Annotated in this window: 14 protein-coding genes; 6 read left to right on the forward strand and 8 right to left on the reverse strand. The window is 45.7% G+C overall.

Features of this window, described 5'->3' with window-relative positions:
- Nucleotides 1–16: 16 nt before the first annotated feature.
- Together EYS00_RS19020 and EYS00_RS19025 are read right to left on the reverse strand one after the other, a co-directional pair.
- Nucleotides 17–1,669, reverse strand: a complete 1,653-nt coding sequence (locus EYS00_RS19020) for an amidohydrolase (RefSeq protein WP_130639499.1) — start codon at nucleotides 1,667–1,669, stop codon at nucleotides 17–19.
- A gap of 2 nt (nucleotides 1,670–1,671) precedes the next feature.
- Entirely contained in the window at nucleotides 1,672–2,676 is a 1,005-nt protein-coding gene (locus EYS00_RS19025; RefSeq protein WP_130639500.1) for a serine/threonine dehydratase, read from the reverse strand.
- A 124-nt stretch (nucleotides 2,677–2,800) separates the two neighbouring features.
- On the opposite strand from EYS00_RS19025, the gene EYS00_RS19030 reads away from it, so the two are divergent.
- Nucleotides 2,801–5,362, forward strand: coding sequence for a bifunctional diguanylate cyclase/phosphodiesterase (locus tag EYS00_RS19030; RefSeq protein ID WP_130639501.1), 2,562 nt, complete (start codon nucleotides 2,801–2,803; stop codon nucleotides 5,360–5,362).
- Nucleotides 5,363–5,371: 9 nt separating this feature from the next.
- Complete coding sequence (locus EYS00_RS19035; RefSeq protein WP_130639502.1) at nucleotides 5,372–5,746, forward strand: PH domain-containing protein; 375 nt, start codon at nucleotides 5,372–5,374, stop codon at nucleotides 5,744–5,746.
- A 63-nt stretch (nucleotides 5,747–5,809) separates the two neighbouring features.
- On the opposite strand, the gene EYS00_RS19040 is transcribed toward EYS00_RS19035, so the two are convergent.
- Entirely contained in the window at nucleotides 5,810–8,020 is a 2,211-nt protein-coding gene (locus EYS00_RS19040) for a S9 family peptidase (protein WP_130639503.1), read from the reverse strand.
- Between the two features lie 61 nt (nucleotides 8,021–8,081).
- On the opposite strand from EYS00_RS19040, the gene EYS00_RS19045 reads away from it, so the two are divergent.
- The 3 genes from EYS00_RS19045 (at nucleotide 8,082) to EYS00_RS19055 (ending at nucleotide 10,014) form a co-directional block, all read left to right on the forward strand.
- A complete protein-coding gene (locus EYS00_RS19045; protein ID WP_130639504.1) occupies nucleotides 8,082–8,711 on the forward strand; it encodes an NAD(P)H-binding protein in 630 nt (209 codons plus the stop codon).
- Nucleotides 8,712–8,794: 83 nt separating this feature from the next.
- Nucleotides 8,795–9,496 carry a tRNA1(Val) (adenine(37)-N6)-methyltransferase gene (locus tag EYS00_RS19050; protein WP_165399433.1) on the forward strand — a complete coding sequence of 234 codons (702 nt, stop codon included), beginning with the start codon at nucleotides 8,795–8,797 and terminating at the stop codon, nucleotides 9,494–9,496.
- A gap of 11 nt (nucleotides 9,497–9,507) precedes the next feature.
- Entirely contained in the window at nucleotides 9,508–10,014 is a 507-nt protein-coding gene (locus EYS00_RS19055; protein WP_130639506.1) for a YgjV family protein, read from the forward strand.
- 60 nt (nucleotides 10,015–10,074) lie between these two features.
- On the opposite strand, the gene EYS00_RS19060 is transcribed toward EYS00_RS19055, so the two are convergent.
- The 4 genes from EYS00_RS19060 to EYS00_RS19075 all read right to left on the reverse strand — a co-directional run bounded on the left by EYS00_RS19060 (nucleotide 10,075) and on the right by EYS00_RS19075 (nucleotide 13,922).
- Complete coding sequence (locus tag EYS00_RS19060) at nucleotides 10,075–10,482, reverse strand: biopolymer transporter ExbD (protein WP_130639507.1); 408 nt, start codon at nucleotides 10,480–10,482, stop codon at nucleotides 10,075–10,077.
- Between the two features lie 140 nt (nucleotides 10,483–10,622).
- Nucleotides 10,623–11,408: a CLCA_X family protein gene (locus EYS00_RS19065; RefSeq protein ID WP_130639508.1), complete on the reverse strand. Its 786-nt coding sequence runs from the start codon at nucleotides 11,406–11,408 to the stop codon at nucleotides 10,623–10,625.
- 6 nt (nucleotides 11,409–11,414) lie between these two features.
- Nucleotides 11,415–11,954, reverse strand: a complete 540-nt coding sequence (gene fldB, locus EYS00_RS19070; RefSeq protein WP_130639509.1) for a flavodoxin FldB — start codon at nucleotides 11,952–11,954, stop codon at nucleotides 11,415–11,417.
- A gap of 48 nt (nucleotides 11,955–12,002) precedes the next feature.
- The gene (locus tag EYS00_RS19075; RefSeq protein WP_130639510.1) at nucleotides 12,003–13,922 is read right to left on the reverse strand and encodes an alkaline phosphatase family protein; all 1,920 of its coding nucleotides are present in this window, start codon (nucleotides 13,920–13,922) and stop codon (nucleotides 12,003–12,005) included.
- A gap of 147 nt (nucleotides 13,923–14,069) precedes the next feature.
- Between EYS00_RS19075 and EYS00_RS19080 the strand changes: the two genes are divergently transcribed.
- Nucleotides 14,070–15,185 carry a hypothetical protein gene (locus EYS00_RS19080; RefSeq protein WP_130639511.1) on the forward strand — a complete coding sequence of 372 codons (1,116 nt, stop codon included), beginning with the start codon at nucleotides 14,070–14,072 and terminating at the stop codon, nucleotides 15,183–15,185.
- A 249-nt stretch (nucleotides 15,186–15,434) separates the two neighbouring features.
- Here EYS00_RS19080 and msrA read toward each other — a convergent pair whose 3' ends face one another.
- Nucleotides 15,435–15,974, reverse strand: coding sequence for a peptide-methionine (S)-S-oxide reductase MsrA (gene msrA / locus EYS00_RS19085; protein WP_130639512.1), 540 nt, complete (start codon nucleotides 15,972–15,974; stop codon nucleotides 15,435–15,437).
- Nucleotides 15,975–15,994 lie beyond the last annotated feature (20 nt).

The raw sequence follows: 15,994 nt of genomic DNA on the forward strand, positions 1-15,994 counted from the left end.
GCGTGTTATCTCGAACTTACTTTTCATACACTTTTTCTCCGGCAATAAAAGTAGCCAACACCGTTGGCTGCCAGAGTGTTTCCGGTGCAGACTCGAAGATATCCCTATCAATAAAGATAAAATCAGCCCATTTCCCCGGTGTGAGTGTACCCAGCGTGTCTTCCATGTGCCCTGCGTATGCAGCATCTAATGTGAACCCTCTAAAAGCTTGCTCTAGAGTAAGTGCCTCATGTGAGTACCAGCCAGCTACCGGTTGATTGTTTCTGTCTTGACGAGTCACCGCAGCGTGAAGCCCGTAAAAAGGGTTGGCAAGTTCCACAGGGAAATCTGAGCCCAAAGGTAGAGGGATGCCTGATTCAAGGAGCGTTTTCCACGCATACGCCCCAGCCATACGCTCCTGCCCGATACGATCCTCAGCCATATTTTTATCACTAGTCGCGTGAGTGGGCTGCATAGAAGGAAGTACACCTAGCGTAGCAAAGCGAGGTAGGTCGTTGACTGAAATCACCTGTGCGTGCTCTATTCTGTGTCGTAGTTCACTACCGCCGATAGCATCAAAAGTAGACTCGAACTCATTGAGTGCGACATGGTTCGCTTTGTCGCCAATGGCGTGATAGTTCAGCTGAAAACCGGCATTAATAACTGTGATGAATAAGGGTTTCATACTCTCAGGTTGGGTGAGTAACAGCCCGTGTTGGTTGGGCGCATCATCGTAGGGTTCAAGTAATGCGGCACCACGACTACCCAATGCGCCATCACCATAGGCTTTGACTGAACGAATGTATAAAAAGTCTTTTGCATCTCGAACCGTGCCTTTGGCGAGTATTTTCATTAGATCAGGATCGGTGGCACTAACCATAGCGTAAACGCGAAGTGGCATTTCCCCATGTAACGCTTGCTTAATATAAAAGTCATAAACGTCTCTGCCTACGCCCGCATCGTGCATCGATGTAATACCTTGCGACAGAAGGTGCTCTGCAGCGGCATTGAGTTGACGTTCAAACACTGCATTACTTGCTTGAGGCAAATGAACTTCTACCAGTGCCATCGCATTGTCGATAAGCACGCCGGTGGGGTTACCTTCAGCGTCTTTGATGATTTGCCCGCCTACTGGAGATGGGGTGTCTTTAGTGATACCAGCAATCTCGAGAGCTTTTGAGTTTGCCCATCCAGCATGACCGTCTACACGAGTGAGCCAAACAGGGCGTGAGCGCTCAGCGGTGTCCAGATCGCTAGCTCGAGGAAATGCTCGATCAGACCACAATTCTTGGTTCCAGCCTCGCCCTGTAATCCAGGGCTGACCTTGGTTAGCAAACGCATAGGCCGCAACTTTATCGGCAGCATCGGCAGCACTAGAGGTTGCTCGTAGGTCGACTTCTAAAAGGTTTGCGCCTAAGCCAAGTAAATGGCCGTGAGCATCGATAAGCCCTGGTAACATCACTTGTCCTTTGCCATCAATAGTTTCCGACACCGTAAGATCGATACTATTCAAATCCGGATTGAGCGAGTGTACTTTGCCTTCCTCAATGAGTATTGATGAAAACGTAATGAGTTTACCTGCTTCGTCAAGGGTGTACCCTTTAACATCTGAGACCAAGGTTGCTGATACGGCAGTGTTGGTACCAAGGCATACACTGAAAAACAGCGCTGCAAGTCGAGCTATCTTCATTGTTATTCTTCCGTCGTTATTATTGGAGGCTGAAGCAAATAGTCATGCTCCCAAATGGCCTGCATTGATAATTGGCTGATATTCCCACCAGAGATCATTACTAGTGCTGTTTGTCCTGGCGGTGTATTGATGGCCCACGAGGCCACTGCCGCCATGGTCATGGCACAGGTGGGTTCAATATGAAGCTTGAGTAGGTGTTGTAACCACTGCGTCCAGTACGCGATTTGCACTTCGTCTACTTCATAAAAGTCGTCGAGTTGCTGAATAATAGGAAAGGTCAGTTCACCTACCGCTGGTGTAGCTGCGCCGTCTGCAAGCGTATTAGGAGTGGATGACAACGCCACTATTTCTCCTGCTTGAAGAGATTGAGAGGCATCATTGGCGTTAGCGGGCTCTGCTCCGATAACCAATGCTTCAGGCGCTTTTTCTCGCGCTGCGATAAGTGTACCCGAGAGTAATCCTCCACCACCGCAAGGTGCGAAAATAGCATCTACCTGCTCAGCGTCTTCCAGTGCCTCTAGTGCAGCTGTACCTTGCCCCGCAATAATATCTTGGTGATTGAACGGAGGGATCCAAACGGTATCCTCTGCCTGGGCTGCAACGGCTACCGCTGCATCAGCTTCAGGGCGAGTAGCAAATCGTTTAATTGTCGCGCCGTAGCCTTCTGTTGCCGCTGCTTTTATGGGCGAGACAGATTCAGTGGTGTAGATGGTTGCTGGAATACCAAACTGGGCGGCCGCGTAGGCAACGGCCTGCGCGTGATTGCCTGAACTATTGGCAACAATATGTTTGGGGAGTTTGCCTTCCTCTTCTAAGCGGCATAAAAAATTCAGTGCGCCCCTGATTTTGAATGCGCCTATGGTTTGTAGACATTCAGCTTTAAAGAGGATGCGGTGACCCATCCAACGGTTGAGCAAACTGGATTCCATGATAGGTGTTCGTTTCACCTTACCCGCCAGCCGTTCCATTGCTTTACTAATGTCTGAAAAATCAACGATTTCACTCATCACATCGTCCAGTTACTCTTGTTATAGGCTTATACCTTATCATTCGAAGGAGGGATCCGCGAATTCATAATAAATTCATATTTCTCAACTAACTTAGGCAATCCTTCCTCGGGGAGTTGTTGTCATGCAAAAAAGAGTAAAGCACCGAGTTTATGGTTTACCAGTGGTATTGTTCCTGTTTCTCTCCATGTTGTTTGTGGCTGCGGGAGTGTACCTAGAGCGGGACGAAAAACGCGTTCGCATCTCAAAAGCCCAGTCAGTTGCTCAGCAAGTTAAAATTGGTCTTGAAGTTTTTTCTAATGAACGTATCCAAGCTATTCAAAACTTGATGCGAACTTGGCCCACATTCCAGCCCAATCAAGTAGACTGGTTTAATGCGCAAGCCGTTTCGTTAATGGGAATGCAACGTGGCTTTAGCTCTTTAACCTTTGCCGATAGCAATCAGGTTATTCAATGGGTTGCATTGCCCACCAATACTCTTGCTTCCAGAATCGATAATACGCTACATGGCGATACTCTCGAGCGGACAGGTTTGTTTGTATCAGCACAGAAAGAAGCACTTGATAGCACCCTCGTTTACTCTGATGTTACTGAGCATCATCACATCCTTGTGGGTCGAGCTATTAGTCCGCAGGAACCCGAGCATGGCTATATAGTCGCGGGCTTTGATGTGCAAAACATTCTTGGCGTAATGCTGGGAGAGTTAGTAGGGCCTCAGTTTAATTTTGTATTACGTGCAAACGATGAGGATTTATACTCAAGCGGATCGTTTATTGACGATGGTACGGTAGTTACTGTCGACAGTTTTCCCTTCATTGAACGTGAATTTACGCTCTCGATGCAGTCGATTGCCGGGAGCTACCGACCGGGCCTACTGCTGACGATTATTGGACTTTTTATGTCCGCGCTAGCGAGCTGGATTTTTCACAAACAAATGCAAGGGGCAGTGAGCCTCACCGTAAGTCAGCAGCGATATCAAACGGCGAGTGATGCTTCGTTAGATGCACTGCTGATTTATCAGCCGCGTGATGGTGACTTCGCCCTAGTAGAAGCCAATCGCTATAGCCGCCAGCTATTTCATGGGGTGGATGAAAACCTCTTAAGCGCGCCGCTTTCAGAACAGCTTGCGATGTTAGGACACAGTGAACTACTACCTAAAATACTCCACGTGATCGAGAGTGGTGAGCCCTTTGAGCAGTATGTTTCCATACCGTCAGATATCATCAGTCCTGATTGGATTAAAGTGCAGGTGGTTAAAGCTGCCGACACGATCGCGCTGACGGTAAGAGATGTCACCAAAGAGCATGCTCTTCAAGAGGAAGTGGCATTCCAAGCAAACCACGACCAACTCACCGGCTTATTGAATCGTTACGCGTTTGACAACGAGTTGAAAGACATATTGTCCGCAGATACAACGCCGCCTGAGAACATTGCACACGAGGGCGAAGATGTAGCAAAAAGCTTGGGCGTGATGTGTTTCGTGGATATGGATCGCTTCAAATTAGTAAACGACAGTTGTGGACACCCTGCTGGTGACAAGCTTTTGAAGGAAGTATCAGCGCTCTTTGCTCAACACATTGGTGAGAGTGACTTGTTGGCGCGTATAGGGGGCGATGAATTTTGCTTTATCTATCGAGGACAGTCTTTAGAAGAGGTTAAAAAGCGCTTAGACCGGCTGCTTGATGCTATTTCCAGCTATCGTTTCGTTTATGACGAAAAGTTATTCTTCGTTGGCGCAAGTATCGGTGTTATTGAAATCGATCCCAATGCAACATCTGCAGCGGATTTGATAAAAGCAGCAGATAACGCCTGTTACAAAGCAAAGCACTTGGGGCGCAATCGTTATTTTGTCTATCAGGCCAAAGACGCACATTTAGCCACTAACAACAACGACAATGATGTACTTAACTCACTGCACAACGCACTCCAATATGATGGGTTTGAGTTGTTCAGTCAGGCAATTGTACCGCTCACTAACTCCCTTAATGTGTTTCAACAGCCTGCTTTAGAGCATTTTGAAATTCTCCTTCGTCTCAGCAATAAAGATGGTGCTTTGATTAGTCCAGGGTTGTTTATTCCGTTGGCTGAACGTCACGGGCTGATGAACAAGGTCGACTTGTGGGTAGTGGAAAATACGCTCAAGGCGCTTGATGCAAGTCCAGACTATCTGCCTAAAATTGGCAAAGTTGCTATCAACTTGTCGGGAATAACACTGGGCGATGAAATCACGCTCCATAAAATCGTCGAATATGTTGAAGCTAGTCAAGTACCTGCCAATAAGATTTGTTTTGAAATCACAGAAACCACAGCAGTAACCAACTTAAATGCAGCTAAGTTGTTTATATCCACATTAAGAGCCCTTGGATGCCGATTTGCCTTGGACGATTTTGGTGCTGGCATGTCGTCATTTATGTATCTGAAAAACCTTGATGTAGATTACGTAAAAATTGACGGCTCTTTTGTTAGAAACATGGTGAATGACAAAATAGACCGAGCTACGGTTAAGGCCATCAACAGTATCGCCCATAGTATGGGTAAAGAAACCGTAGCAGAATTTGTGGGCGATAATGAAACCTGTGAAGCCTTGCGCACACTAAGAGTCGACTTTGGGCAGGGTTTTGCACTGGACAAACCCAAGCCTTTGTCCCATCGTATTAGCTGGACACCAAATCTCGCGTCAGCGTAGGAGAGCAAAATGGGATTATTTGACACCATACTGGGTAACGCCAGTGAAACCGATGCCAGTGAAGTTAACGAAGAGCTGAGCCCAATTTTATCCGATAACGAAAGTGTTGTAGCAGCATTTAAGCTGGTACGAGACTTAAGTGTTTTCACCAACAAACGACTAATACTGGTTGATAAACAAGGTTTGACGGGAAGAAAGGTGAATTACCATTCGATTCCTTACAAGTCTATTACTCAGTTTATCGTGGAAACGGCCGGACACTTCGACACTGACGCGGAGCTGAAAATTTGGTTGTCGGGTAAAAGTGATGCCCTTGAAATAGAACTGAGTGCGTCGAGCGCTCAAGCGGTACAGAAAACATTGGCAAACCAATTGTTTTCATAAACTCGCTTTATAGGCCAATAACTTAAAACGAAAAGGCGATGCATGTGCATCGCCTTTTGTTTATCACTCTTGCGTAGGATGCAAGTTTCTGTTGAAGAAGTTTGTGATGGTTTTATACAGGTGAATACCTGTTTGTTTACCGCGAATACTGTGTTTTTTACCTGGGTAATCCATGGTCTCAAACGGAATCGCCAAATCCTGAAGGTGCTTGTATAGCATAGTAGAATGAGTAAACAACACGTTGTCATCCGCCATTCCATGGTAAATAAGCAGTGGACCTTTTAGATCTTTCGCGTAAGGGAATACGGATGATGCGGTATATGCATCATCGTCGGTAACGGGGTTACCCATATAGCGTTCGGTGTAGTGGGTATCGTAGAGCCTCCAGTCGGTTACCGGTGCACCAGACACCCCCGCTGCAAAGTGATCGCCCGCTTTGAACATGCTCATTAGTGTCATGTAACCGCCGTAGCTGTGCCCGTAAACACCGATGCGATCTGCATCTACATAGGGAAGGGTGCGAAGGAACTCGACGCCTGCCACTTGATCTTCAACTTCAATAAAACCCATGCGCTTGTAAATAGGATCTTCGAAGGCTTTACCGCGATAGTTTGAACCTCGGTTATCAATTGAGAACACCACGTAGCCTTGGTCTACCCAATGCTGCATCAGTAGGCCTCGGTTTCCGCCCCAACTATTAGTCACGACTTGCGCGTGCGGACCGCCGTAAAGATAAACAATAACCGGATGCTTTTTCTTCAAGTTTTCGGGTTTGTACAAACGGTACTGAAGTTCTGCGCCATCTTTGGTTTGAATAGTGCCAAAATCAGGCGTCGTCCAATCCGCTACGTACGGGTGAAGGGGGTGGCCCTCTACTACTGCATTTTCTTCAAGCCAAGTGATACGCTCGCCAGCTGCCGTGTTTAGGCTAACTTGTGCAGGTGTATTAGCGGTTGAAAAGCGGTCAATAAAAATTGACGCATCACGGCTGAAAGCAACGTGGTGATAGGCGCCCGCTTCAGTAATACGAGTAGTGTTTTTGCCGTCTAGCGTTACCGAATACAAGTGGCTTTCAAGCGGTGTATCTTTGCGTCCGCTGAAATAAATGAGGTTGTTTTTTAGGTCAATGGCTTCAACATCATCAACTACCCAATCGCCTTTGGTCAGTTGACTCACCAGTGAACCGTCGTTGTTGTACAAATAAAGATGTTTAAAGCCGTCGCGCTCAGATGCCCAAACAAACTGATTGCGTGCACCTAAGAAATATAAGTCATCGTGTAAGTTAATCCAGGTTAGACTTGTTTCTGTAAGTAGAACACTTTGGGTTTTGCTTTGGGTGTTAAACGCGCGAAGTTCCAGTGTTTGTTGATCACGAGTTTGCCATTGATAAGTAAATGTCTTGCTGTCTGACATCCAGTTGCCGCGAGCAAAATAAATGTCTTTATCTTCACCTAAATCAACCCATGTATCCTTGCCAGTAGCAAGCTCGTGAATAGCTAGCTCCACAATCACGTTAGGTGTGCCAGCTTTGGGGTATTTTTGTTCAATGAGTTTAATCTCATCGGCATAGATCTCTGAGCGCGTTATCACTTCGACAGGAGTTTCATCTACTTTGGTAAAAGCAATGAATGACTCATCAGGTGACCACCAGTAGCCGGTCATTCTGCTCATTTCTTCTTGGGCAACAAATTCGGCCATACCAAACTTGATGTTACCGCCACCTTCAGTGGTGATTGCCGTTTCTTTACCAGTGGTAATGTGCTTTACGTAAAGGTTTTGGTCACGAATAAACGAGATGAAGTTGCCTTTCGGCGACAGCTTGATATCGGTTTCGAATGCTTCGGTATCCAGCAGTTGTTGTGCGCCTTTCTCGCCGAGCTTGTGGTAATACACATCACCACCCAGAGGGAATAGGAGCGCTTTACCATCGTCAGACCACTGGTAACTTACAATACCACTGCCTGACAGACGCATACGTTCACGACGGGCTTTCTCTTCATCGGATAAGGTTTCTTCTCCTGCTTGAAGGTCATTAGAATCAAACAGCATACGTGTTTGACCGCTCGCGATATGGTATTCCCACAAATCTAAGCGTTCGTAGTCGGTGTCTTTACCTTTTAGAAAGGTAACGCGCTCTCCATCGGGAGATACTTTTAGTGATCTTGGCGCGTTGCCATCGAGTGAGGGAGAAGAGAAAATACGATCAATAGTGAGCGTTTCTGCCTGAATTACAGTACTGAGCATAGCGGCTCCAATTAATAAGGCTTTTTTCATTGTCGTTTGCATTATTGTTAGTTGAATACCTGATTGTAGAGAAACCACAGGATGATACAAGGTGAGTAGTTTAAAAACAGCGCTTGTGCTAGGAGCGACCGGATTAGTGGGACGAAATCTAGTAAACCTGCTTTTACAAGACCCCCGATACGGGGAAGTGACGTGCTTAGTTCGAAGACCACTGCAAACTAACCACTATCCCGATCCATTTAACAAGTTAAAGCCCGTGGTTATAGACTTCGAGAATTACCATGACTATCAAGGCTACTTTGGTGTGGATCATGTCTTTTGCTGCTTGGGCACAACGCTCAAACAAGCAGGCTCTAAGCAGGCTTTTAGGCAGGTGGACTTTACCTTGGTTCACGTTTCCGCTCAGCTGGCCCGTGGTCAACGGGCGGGCAGTTTTGTGTGGATCTCTTCGGTGGGCGCAGATCCGAAAAGTAAAAACTTTTATCTCAGAGTCAAAGGGGAGCTGGATAATGCAATTTTACGTATGCCTCAACTGCCCTATGCTGCCGCGGTAAAGCCCTCGTTATTGCTCGGTGAGCGCAACGATATGCGCCTTGGCGAAGATATAGCGCAAAAGCTGGCTCCGTATTACAGTCCGCTCATGCGCGGGCCGTTAAAAAAGTTTCGACCAGTGCGTGCTCTCGATGTAGCGAACAAAATGGTAACGTTACAAAAATGGTAAACTACCTCCTTTGTGTAATGTAGTGAGTAAGTTAGTCTATGTTTCGCTGTAAGCAGTTCGTGATACATCAAGACAAGTGTGCGATGAAGGTGAACACCGACAGCTTAACTTTAGGGAGTTGGGTAGGGCAGCAACACGCCGTTAAGCTGGCGGTGCCCACCACTATTCTTGATATAGGCACCGGGACGGGAATTTTGGCGTTAATGCTCGCTCAGCAAAGTGGTGAAGCCGCCCACATTGACGCTGTTGAACTTGATGTAAATGCAGCACTTCAAGCAGCTGAGAATGTGAAGTTATCTCCATGGGTCAACAAAGTGGTGGTGCACAATACGGATATTCATCACTTTGATTCAAACATTCGTTATGAACTAATCGTAAGTAACCCACCATACTTTGCACATTCACAACAACACACCCATGCTTACGACAAACAAAGTGATGCCAGGAGGGCGGCGCGACAAACCAGTCAGTTAACAGAACAAGCATTGTTCACTGAAGTCATGTTACGACTAACTGACGATGGAACGTTTTTCTGCTTGTACCCGTTTGATACGCGTGATGAGAAGCTGGCGATAGCAGAGCAGCTTGGGTTACATTGCAAGGCAATGCTACACATTCGTCACAGCGCCGGTACTAAACCTTATGTGACCGCGTTTTGCTTTGTCAGGCATACATCTATCCTTGTCCAAACAAGAGTCACGGATGAGCTTTCTATTCGAAGTGCGACCAATGAATATACTGATGAGTTTAAAGCATTATGTCGCGACTTTTATCTTAAGTTTTAAAGAGGTTGTTCATGCTAATACTGGCTGAAGCGTTTGGCGCAGTTGCTGTTGTATTAAATTTTATTGGCTATCGCCAGCGACATGTTGATCGTTATTTGATTTGGTCTGCCTGTGCATTGGCATGTGTAAGTACTCACTTTTTTATGCTGGGAGCGATGGCGGCAGGTGTTGGCACTATGCTGGCTTGTATTCGTAATGTTGTCGCTTTGAAGTACCGCGGTAAGCGGGTGGTTAGTATATTTATTGCGAGTAATCTTTGCTTTTTTGCTTATGAGTGGTTTGTGCTGAATCACGACGCAATGATTTTAGTGGCATATGCGTCTTCACTCATATTCACCGTGGGATCTATTATGATCCGTGACACGGTATTAATGAAACGCTGGTTCTTGTTAGCGGAATTTTTGGGGTTGGTCTATGCGCTGTCGGTGGGCAGTATATTTGGCACCATATTTAACATTAGCAATATGGCAAGCATTTTTATCTCGATGTATAAATCGAGAAAAAGTAGCGGTGAGTAACTGATTTTAGACACAAAAAAACCGGTGAAGCACCGGTTTTTTTAATTCTGTATAAAAGCGTTAGCCTTTTTTCACTAGTACAGACACTTTAGCAATACCGGCTATTTTCACCTGGTTCATTACTTCAACTACTGTACCGTGCTCAGTATCTTCGTGCGCTTGGATAGCCGCAGAATCAGTGTTGTTTTCCGCTAGGAAAGTTTGTGTGTTAGCAACAACACGACGAATATCAACCTCACGGCCACCCATCATGATTGTGCCGTTCTCATCTATGCGGATAGACAAAGAGCTTGAAGGCTGATCGTTCTTGTTTTGATTGTCCTCTGGACGGTTTACATCCAAACCTTTCTCTTTCACAAACGAGGTGGTTACGATGAAGAAAATCAACATGATGAACACGATGTCCAACATGGGGGTCATATCAATCTGAGCCTCGTCTTCAGCCGAGGTATGCTTTTTTCTTTTCATCTCGTCTTCTTTTTTGTTACGTTCGAGCGCTTTAGTATACTGCTTGTTACAAAAATAAACAGGGGTTTTGTACAAAACAATAGAGGCACTACCACTTGTTGTTGAATATTTGTTCAGTTTTTGCGGATAAAAACGACAAACTAATTGTTTTTGTGTGAAACTGCCGCGCCAAGTTGGTAAAAATACAACATCAACACAGATTCCAGCGCTGCTCTCAAGGTATCACGAGGATAAATGCCCAGTCTAGCTTCTGTGGACTTTTTTGTTCCGGATACCAGAAATGAATTCTTGATCACGTTGTCTTGCACTGTAGCTTCAAATGCGCGAGCGGCCATCTCTTGAGGTCGGGAATAATAATACATTTTTAGCGCACGGTCAGCCTCGACTGAGCGCACGAAGAAATCATTTGGTCGTCCATTATCATCGAGAAAAAGCAAAGTAAAATAGTCGTCTAGCTTTTTATTTAACGGATGTGGGCTCAGTTTTGTGTTGTCTAACCAGGCCTGCGACGCAAAGGCTGTTGAAGGTACATTTTCATACATTCTCGGGGCAATGTAATGGTCAAAGGCATGAAACCACTCGTGGGCCAGCGCGCCTGCGCCAGCGTTTTTGGCCAGGGCCAATTGGCGCTTTTGACTATCGTAATGAGCGCTACTGTGTTTTTGCCCGCCACTGCCAAACGCCAAAGACAAGCTTCCATTGAGTGATAACACGCTCTCATTGACGTTTAAAATGGTTTGTAAGTCGTATAGCGCATCAAAGAAGAGATTGGCCGCGATTTGTTGCTCTTCTTTGGTGACCCACTTGCCGATAGTAATACTGCGAAAATTAAACAGCTTTCTAATATCCTGAAAAGAAACATCAGCACCGTCTCTATGACTCGGACCGTTGCGATAAAAAGGCTGATGAAGTCTTCCGGTAGACACGCTAATTTAACTACTCATTTCAACGAGTATTTGCTCACACCATTGAGCAATACGTTCATCAGTTTGGTCAAACTGATTTTCGTCATCGAGAGAAAGACCAACAAAGTGGGTTTTGTCTTCGTTAAGCGCTTTCGATTGAGTAAACTCGTAACCGCTATTTGGCCAGTGTCCAATAACCTTGCAGTTCGAGGGCGCAATAGCGTCGTGCAACATACCTAAAGCATCTTGGAACCAGTCAGCATAGCCATACTGATCGCCCAAACCAAACAAAGCGATGATCTTGCCATCTAGATTTAGCGTGTGCACTTCTTCCCAATGAGATTCCCAGTCTTCTTGAAGTTCACCAAAATCCCACGTCGAGATGCCAAAAATGACGATGTCGTAGTGTTGGGTCAGCGATAAGCTGTCATCTTTGATGTTATGTAGTGTTACTACTTCTTCATCAAATAAGGTATTCAGCTGCCCTTGGATTTTCTCAGCAGCCATCTCGGTATAACAGGTAGTTGATCCGTAAAATAAACCAATGGAAATCGTTGGTTCACTCATGAAGTACCTCGTATTCTTCGGAAATTTAGTGAGGGGGTTAGCCTACAACTACCCCTCTTTTATGGGCGGGAATTCTACTTCTTTTCCATCACTCATCAAAGCCTTGCACAACACAGTATGATTATCTGGGCTTAATTCAAGTAAACCAATCGCACTACCGTTCAGAAGTTCTCCTCGCGAACCCGCGGGTTTACGCGCTTTTACCGTCATGTTTCGCCTACGGGTGAAAATATTCAGTAATGACGACGGACCGTAAAGTGCTCGATTGATTCGATCTAGCGTTTTAATGAGTTTGTCGGGGAACGCATTCTTCATTCCGCTACACGTAAACTGAGTGATATGCGGACTGTTTTTTCGATACCTGAGTCTTACGTCATAAACAAAGGAATAGTGCACATCGCCAGACAATATAATGAATTCTGGAGGGGTATTGTAATGGGTGAAAATGTTCAGCATCACATTGGCTGTGCCTTGATGGGCCATCCAGTTTTCAGCGTCTACCGTGAGGGCCTTGCCGAAAAAGGTAAACACTTTCTGAATTGCCTCGATAAATTTAACCCCATAAATGGGTGCCGCCGAAATTACGATTACAGCTTCTTTACCGATGATTCCTTGCTGAAAATCACAAAGAGCTTCCCAATCCATCAAACCTGAGGGTTTGTTTAAGCTCGACTCAGAACGCCAGCGGCGAGTACGCGTATCGAGCACCGCGATAGGTGGCGTGGTGTCTAAACGATAGTCCCACTGTTCGAAGTGCAATAAGGTCTGAATAAACTCATCTTGCTCTTTAAGTGACGACGTTTGAAACACTTGCTTCGCTTGGTTGATAAGTGGCGCAACTTTGGTCGGAGCATTTCCCCAACCCTGACACAATAAGTAGCCGGTGAGTGCATTCCCTATCATCCGCTTAGAAAATGGATTGTTGTATACCTCTTGTTCCCAGCCGCGAGTGAGGTTCCAGTCATCAGTGACGTCGTGATCATCAAAAATCATATAGCTGGGGATATGTGCAAGTACTCGTTGTACTCTTGGTAAATCCTCAACAAAGTTTTCAATGACTTTTTGTTCTTCATCAAAGAGCCCTTGGTGGATGTCTGGCACTTTTTCTGAAGAAAGTTTAATGTTTTCCCACAATACTGGTGACCACACCAGCAAATACATGGCGATAATCTCGTTACACGAAATGAGATGGTTTTTCGCATTCACCGAGGTAAACACTGGCTTTTTCTTAGCGCCAAAGAACATTGACGCCAGCAAGGTATTGGTTGCTATTTGAGGCAGTAATTGTTCGCGCTCGTAGTAGTTATGAACGTGGTTGGGCAAGTCATCTGAATGGCTAACTGTTGCACCTTCAATGGATTCTCCCGTCAGCCCCAACATAGAAATGGTTTGCTGTATGGCTTGTAGCATAGGCCCAGCGACATCGTCAGCATAAATTTGGTCGCCGGTCATAAACAAAATGTCTGGTTTGTCGTTTCCAGTCGCATTTGCTTCCGCAAAAACGTTATCTACCTGCGCAAGTGCGTCTCCACCTTTATGGTGAGGCTTTCTACAAGAGCCATGAAGAATCTTGGTCGGTGAGGGCACCCAGCGAAAACTCAGTGAAGGTTCGCCTTTGTAGAGCAGGCGAGGAAGATACTTTTGCCAGTCTTCTTGAAATCCATCATCCGCAAACTGAATGTCATAGCTTATTGGTTCGTTGGGCGTGAATGCTTGAGTAGGGGTAACCGACAACAGGTAAATATGTGCGAATTCGCCAACGCTCACGTATTCGCTGCTTGACCGAGTTTCTAGTTTTATACCGTTTTGCGCGAGCAATACGTCGACATCAACCACTTTAGAGGTAACTAACCATAGGTGGCAGCTTGTAGCTGACACATGTCTGACGATAGGACCTGCGATGACTGCGGGGAGCGAAGACGAAAAAATAACGACGGATCCTTCTTTGATGTTGTTTTTTGTTACCATACTCTTTTTTGGGCTTTAGGGGTATCGTCTATATACTCCGTTACAAATTTCACATTTATTTACGTAGAAATGACACGAATTGGTCATAATCTAGACTGTGATGATAAGTAATACTCCAATTTTTATATGTTTAGGAAAATATAGCTAATGAACAAATCATTGATTGCTATTGCAGCATTAGCATTAGTCATCTCGGGGTGCGGTGATGCGAAAACATCGCCCGTCCTATCAGAGTCCCAATCCGTAATTTTGGTCGGCGGGCAGTGGATTACTGGTGAAGATGGCAACATCATGGAAGATCCTCAAACCTCTGGTCTTATTGCCGTTAACTCTGAGCTCATTACTATTGCCGACGCGAGTGCGTTAGAGCATCAGCAATTGAAACTCCATACGATTTCCCCTGATACCGCGCTAATTACCGCACAGTCTGAAACCTTCACCCAGTCTCGGCGGGTGCGCAGAAGTTGTTTTAGTACTTATTTGTCAAGCTCCCCTGATTTAGAGGCCTTGGTGGTGAACCCTGCTAACCCAGATGTGTTTTACACCGTTACTGAGGATGCAACGCGAACAGGAGCTTTGTCGGTGTCATGTCAGAACAAGGTTGCCAACACTGGTTCAACAGATTACCCAACCTTATTGGTTAGGTTAGAGCGCAAGGGTGAGGGGCTTATTGAGATTACCCATGTTAGACCTCTACAATTCCCTGCAGAGTACGAGGTGGGTAACTTTCCAAACGATGGTATCGAAGGAATGGCGCTGCATACCGACGGTACACTCTATCTGGGCTTAGAGAAAGACAAAGCTGGACAACCAAGAGTATTCACCCTAACACTCAATGAAGGTTTTTGGCAAAGTAGCGATTTTGCGGTAGTCAGCGATCCACAGCTCGATGTGCCTCGCTTTACACAAGGGAATCACCCCATCAATGGAATGACCTTATACACTCATCAAAACGGTTTATTCTTGTTGGCTGCGGCACGAAACGACGATGAGTTATGGATTATTGATACGCAAGGCAACAGGCCGACCAAAAAGCTACAGCTGAGCTTTCAAGCACCAGCGTTAGAAGGGTGTGCGGCGTCGATTATGGATAACGCGTCAATAGAGGGGCTAGCAGTCATCGGGCAAACCTTGTATCTCATTAACGACCCGTGGAAAAAGCACTATTTAGAAAACATCACCTGTGAGGCAGAAAAACCTCGTTATGAAGCCATGGCTCCATTGCTTTTTGAGCTTACGCTAGATTCAGGATGGTTTGAGTAACCATACGGGAGGAAAAGTGGCGTACAACCTTATGCCGAACAATTAAATTCGGACGGTTGTTTTGACGCCACTGAGGGAAAGAAGCAACTTTTTCCGTCACGCCATTAACCCATCCCTGGGGGGCTCCGCTTCGGCATCCATGCCTCAGACGGACGTAAAAAGTGCCTTGCTTTCCCTCCAAAATCTCAACTTTTTCCAGATGAGTGGTAAAAGGTTGTACGCCACTTTTCGATACAGATTGCGTCGAGGTTAGCTTTTTAATCGCGCAGCGAAAGTTTTCTTAAACTTGGCTAATTTAGGGGCGACTACCATTGAGCAATATTGGTTCTGAGGATTATTTTTGAAATAGTCTTGGTGGTAGTCTTCTGCTTGGTAGTAGTTGTTTATTGCTACGACTTCAGTCACTACGGGGTCTGGCCAAATTTCTTCTTTAGTGATTTCGTCGATGATAGCTTCGGCTTGGGCTTTTTGATCTTCGTTGTGATAGAACACTGCACTTCGGTATTGAGTACCCACATCGTTGCCTTGTCGATTGAGCTGAGTCGGATTGTGCAAAGAGAAAAATATCTCCAGAATTTCTCGGTATGAGATACTGTTTGCATCAAAGGTGACTTGAACGACCTCAGCATGCCCAGTCTCTCCTGTGCATACCGCCTTGTAGCTTGGGTTATCAATATGGCCTCCGGCATAGCCGGAAAATGCGCTTACAACGCCATCTACACTATTAAATGCAGATTCAATACACCAAAAACAACCTCCCGCCAGCGTTGCTACTTGTGTGTTTTCCATCGTTTTTCCTCATTCTTTCT

It is taken from the genome of Alteromonas sp. KUL49, from assembly GCF_006538345.1.
Lineage (GTDB): Bacteria > Pseudomonadota > Gammaproteobacteria > Enterobacterales > Alteromonadaceae > Alteromonas.

Coding starts and splice junctions, on each gene's coding strand:
- EYS00_RS19020 (WP_130639499.1), bottom strand. CDS start 1,669: ATGAAGATAGCTCGACTTGCAGCGCTGTTTTTCAGTGTATGCCTTGGT.
- EYS00_RS19025 (WP_130639500.1), bottom strand. CDS start 2,676: ATGAGTGAAATCGTTGATTTTTCAGACATTAGTAAAGCAATGGAACGG.
- EYS00_RS19030 (WP_130639501.1), top strand. CDS start 2,801: ATGCAAAAAAGAGTAAAGCACCGAGTTTATGGTTTACCAGTGGTATTG.
- EYS00_RS19035 (WP_130639502.1), top strand. CDS start 5,372: ATGGGATTATTTGACACCATACTGGGTAACGCCAGTGAAACCGATGCC.
- EYS00_RS19040 (WP_130639503.1), bottom strand. CDS start 8,020: ATGAAAAAAGCCTTATTAATTGGAGCCGCTATGCTCAGTACTGTAATT.
- EYS00_RS19050 (WP_165399433.1), top strand. CDS start 8,795: ATGAAGGTGAACACCGACAGCTTAACTTTAGGGAGTTGGGTAGGGCAG.
- EYS00_RS19055 (WP_130639506.1), top strand. CDS start 9,508: ATGCTAATACTGGCTGAAGCGTTTGGCGCAGTTGCTGTTGTATTAAAT.
- EYS00_RS19060 (WP_130639507.1), bottom strand. CDS start 10,482: ATGAAAAGAAAAAAGCATACCTCGGCTGAAGACGAGGCTCAGATTGAT.
- fldB (WP_130639509.1), bottom strand. CDS start 11,954: ATGAGTGAACCAACGATTTCCATTGGTTTATTTTACGGATCAACTACC.
- EYS00_RS19075 (WP_130639510.1), bottom strand. CDS start 13,922: ATGGTAACAAAAAACAACATCAAAGAAGGATCCGTCGTTATTTTTTCG.
- EYS00_RS19080 (WP_130639511.1), top strand. CDS start 14,070: ATGAACAAATCATTGATTGCTATTGCAGCATTAGCATTAGTCATCTCG.
- msrA (WP_130639512.1), bottom strand. CDS start 15,974: ATGGAAAACACACAAGTAGCAACGCTGGCGGGAGGTTGTTTTTGGTGT.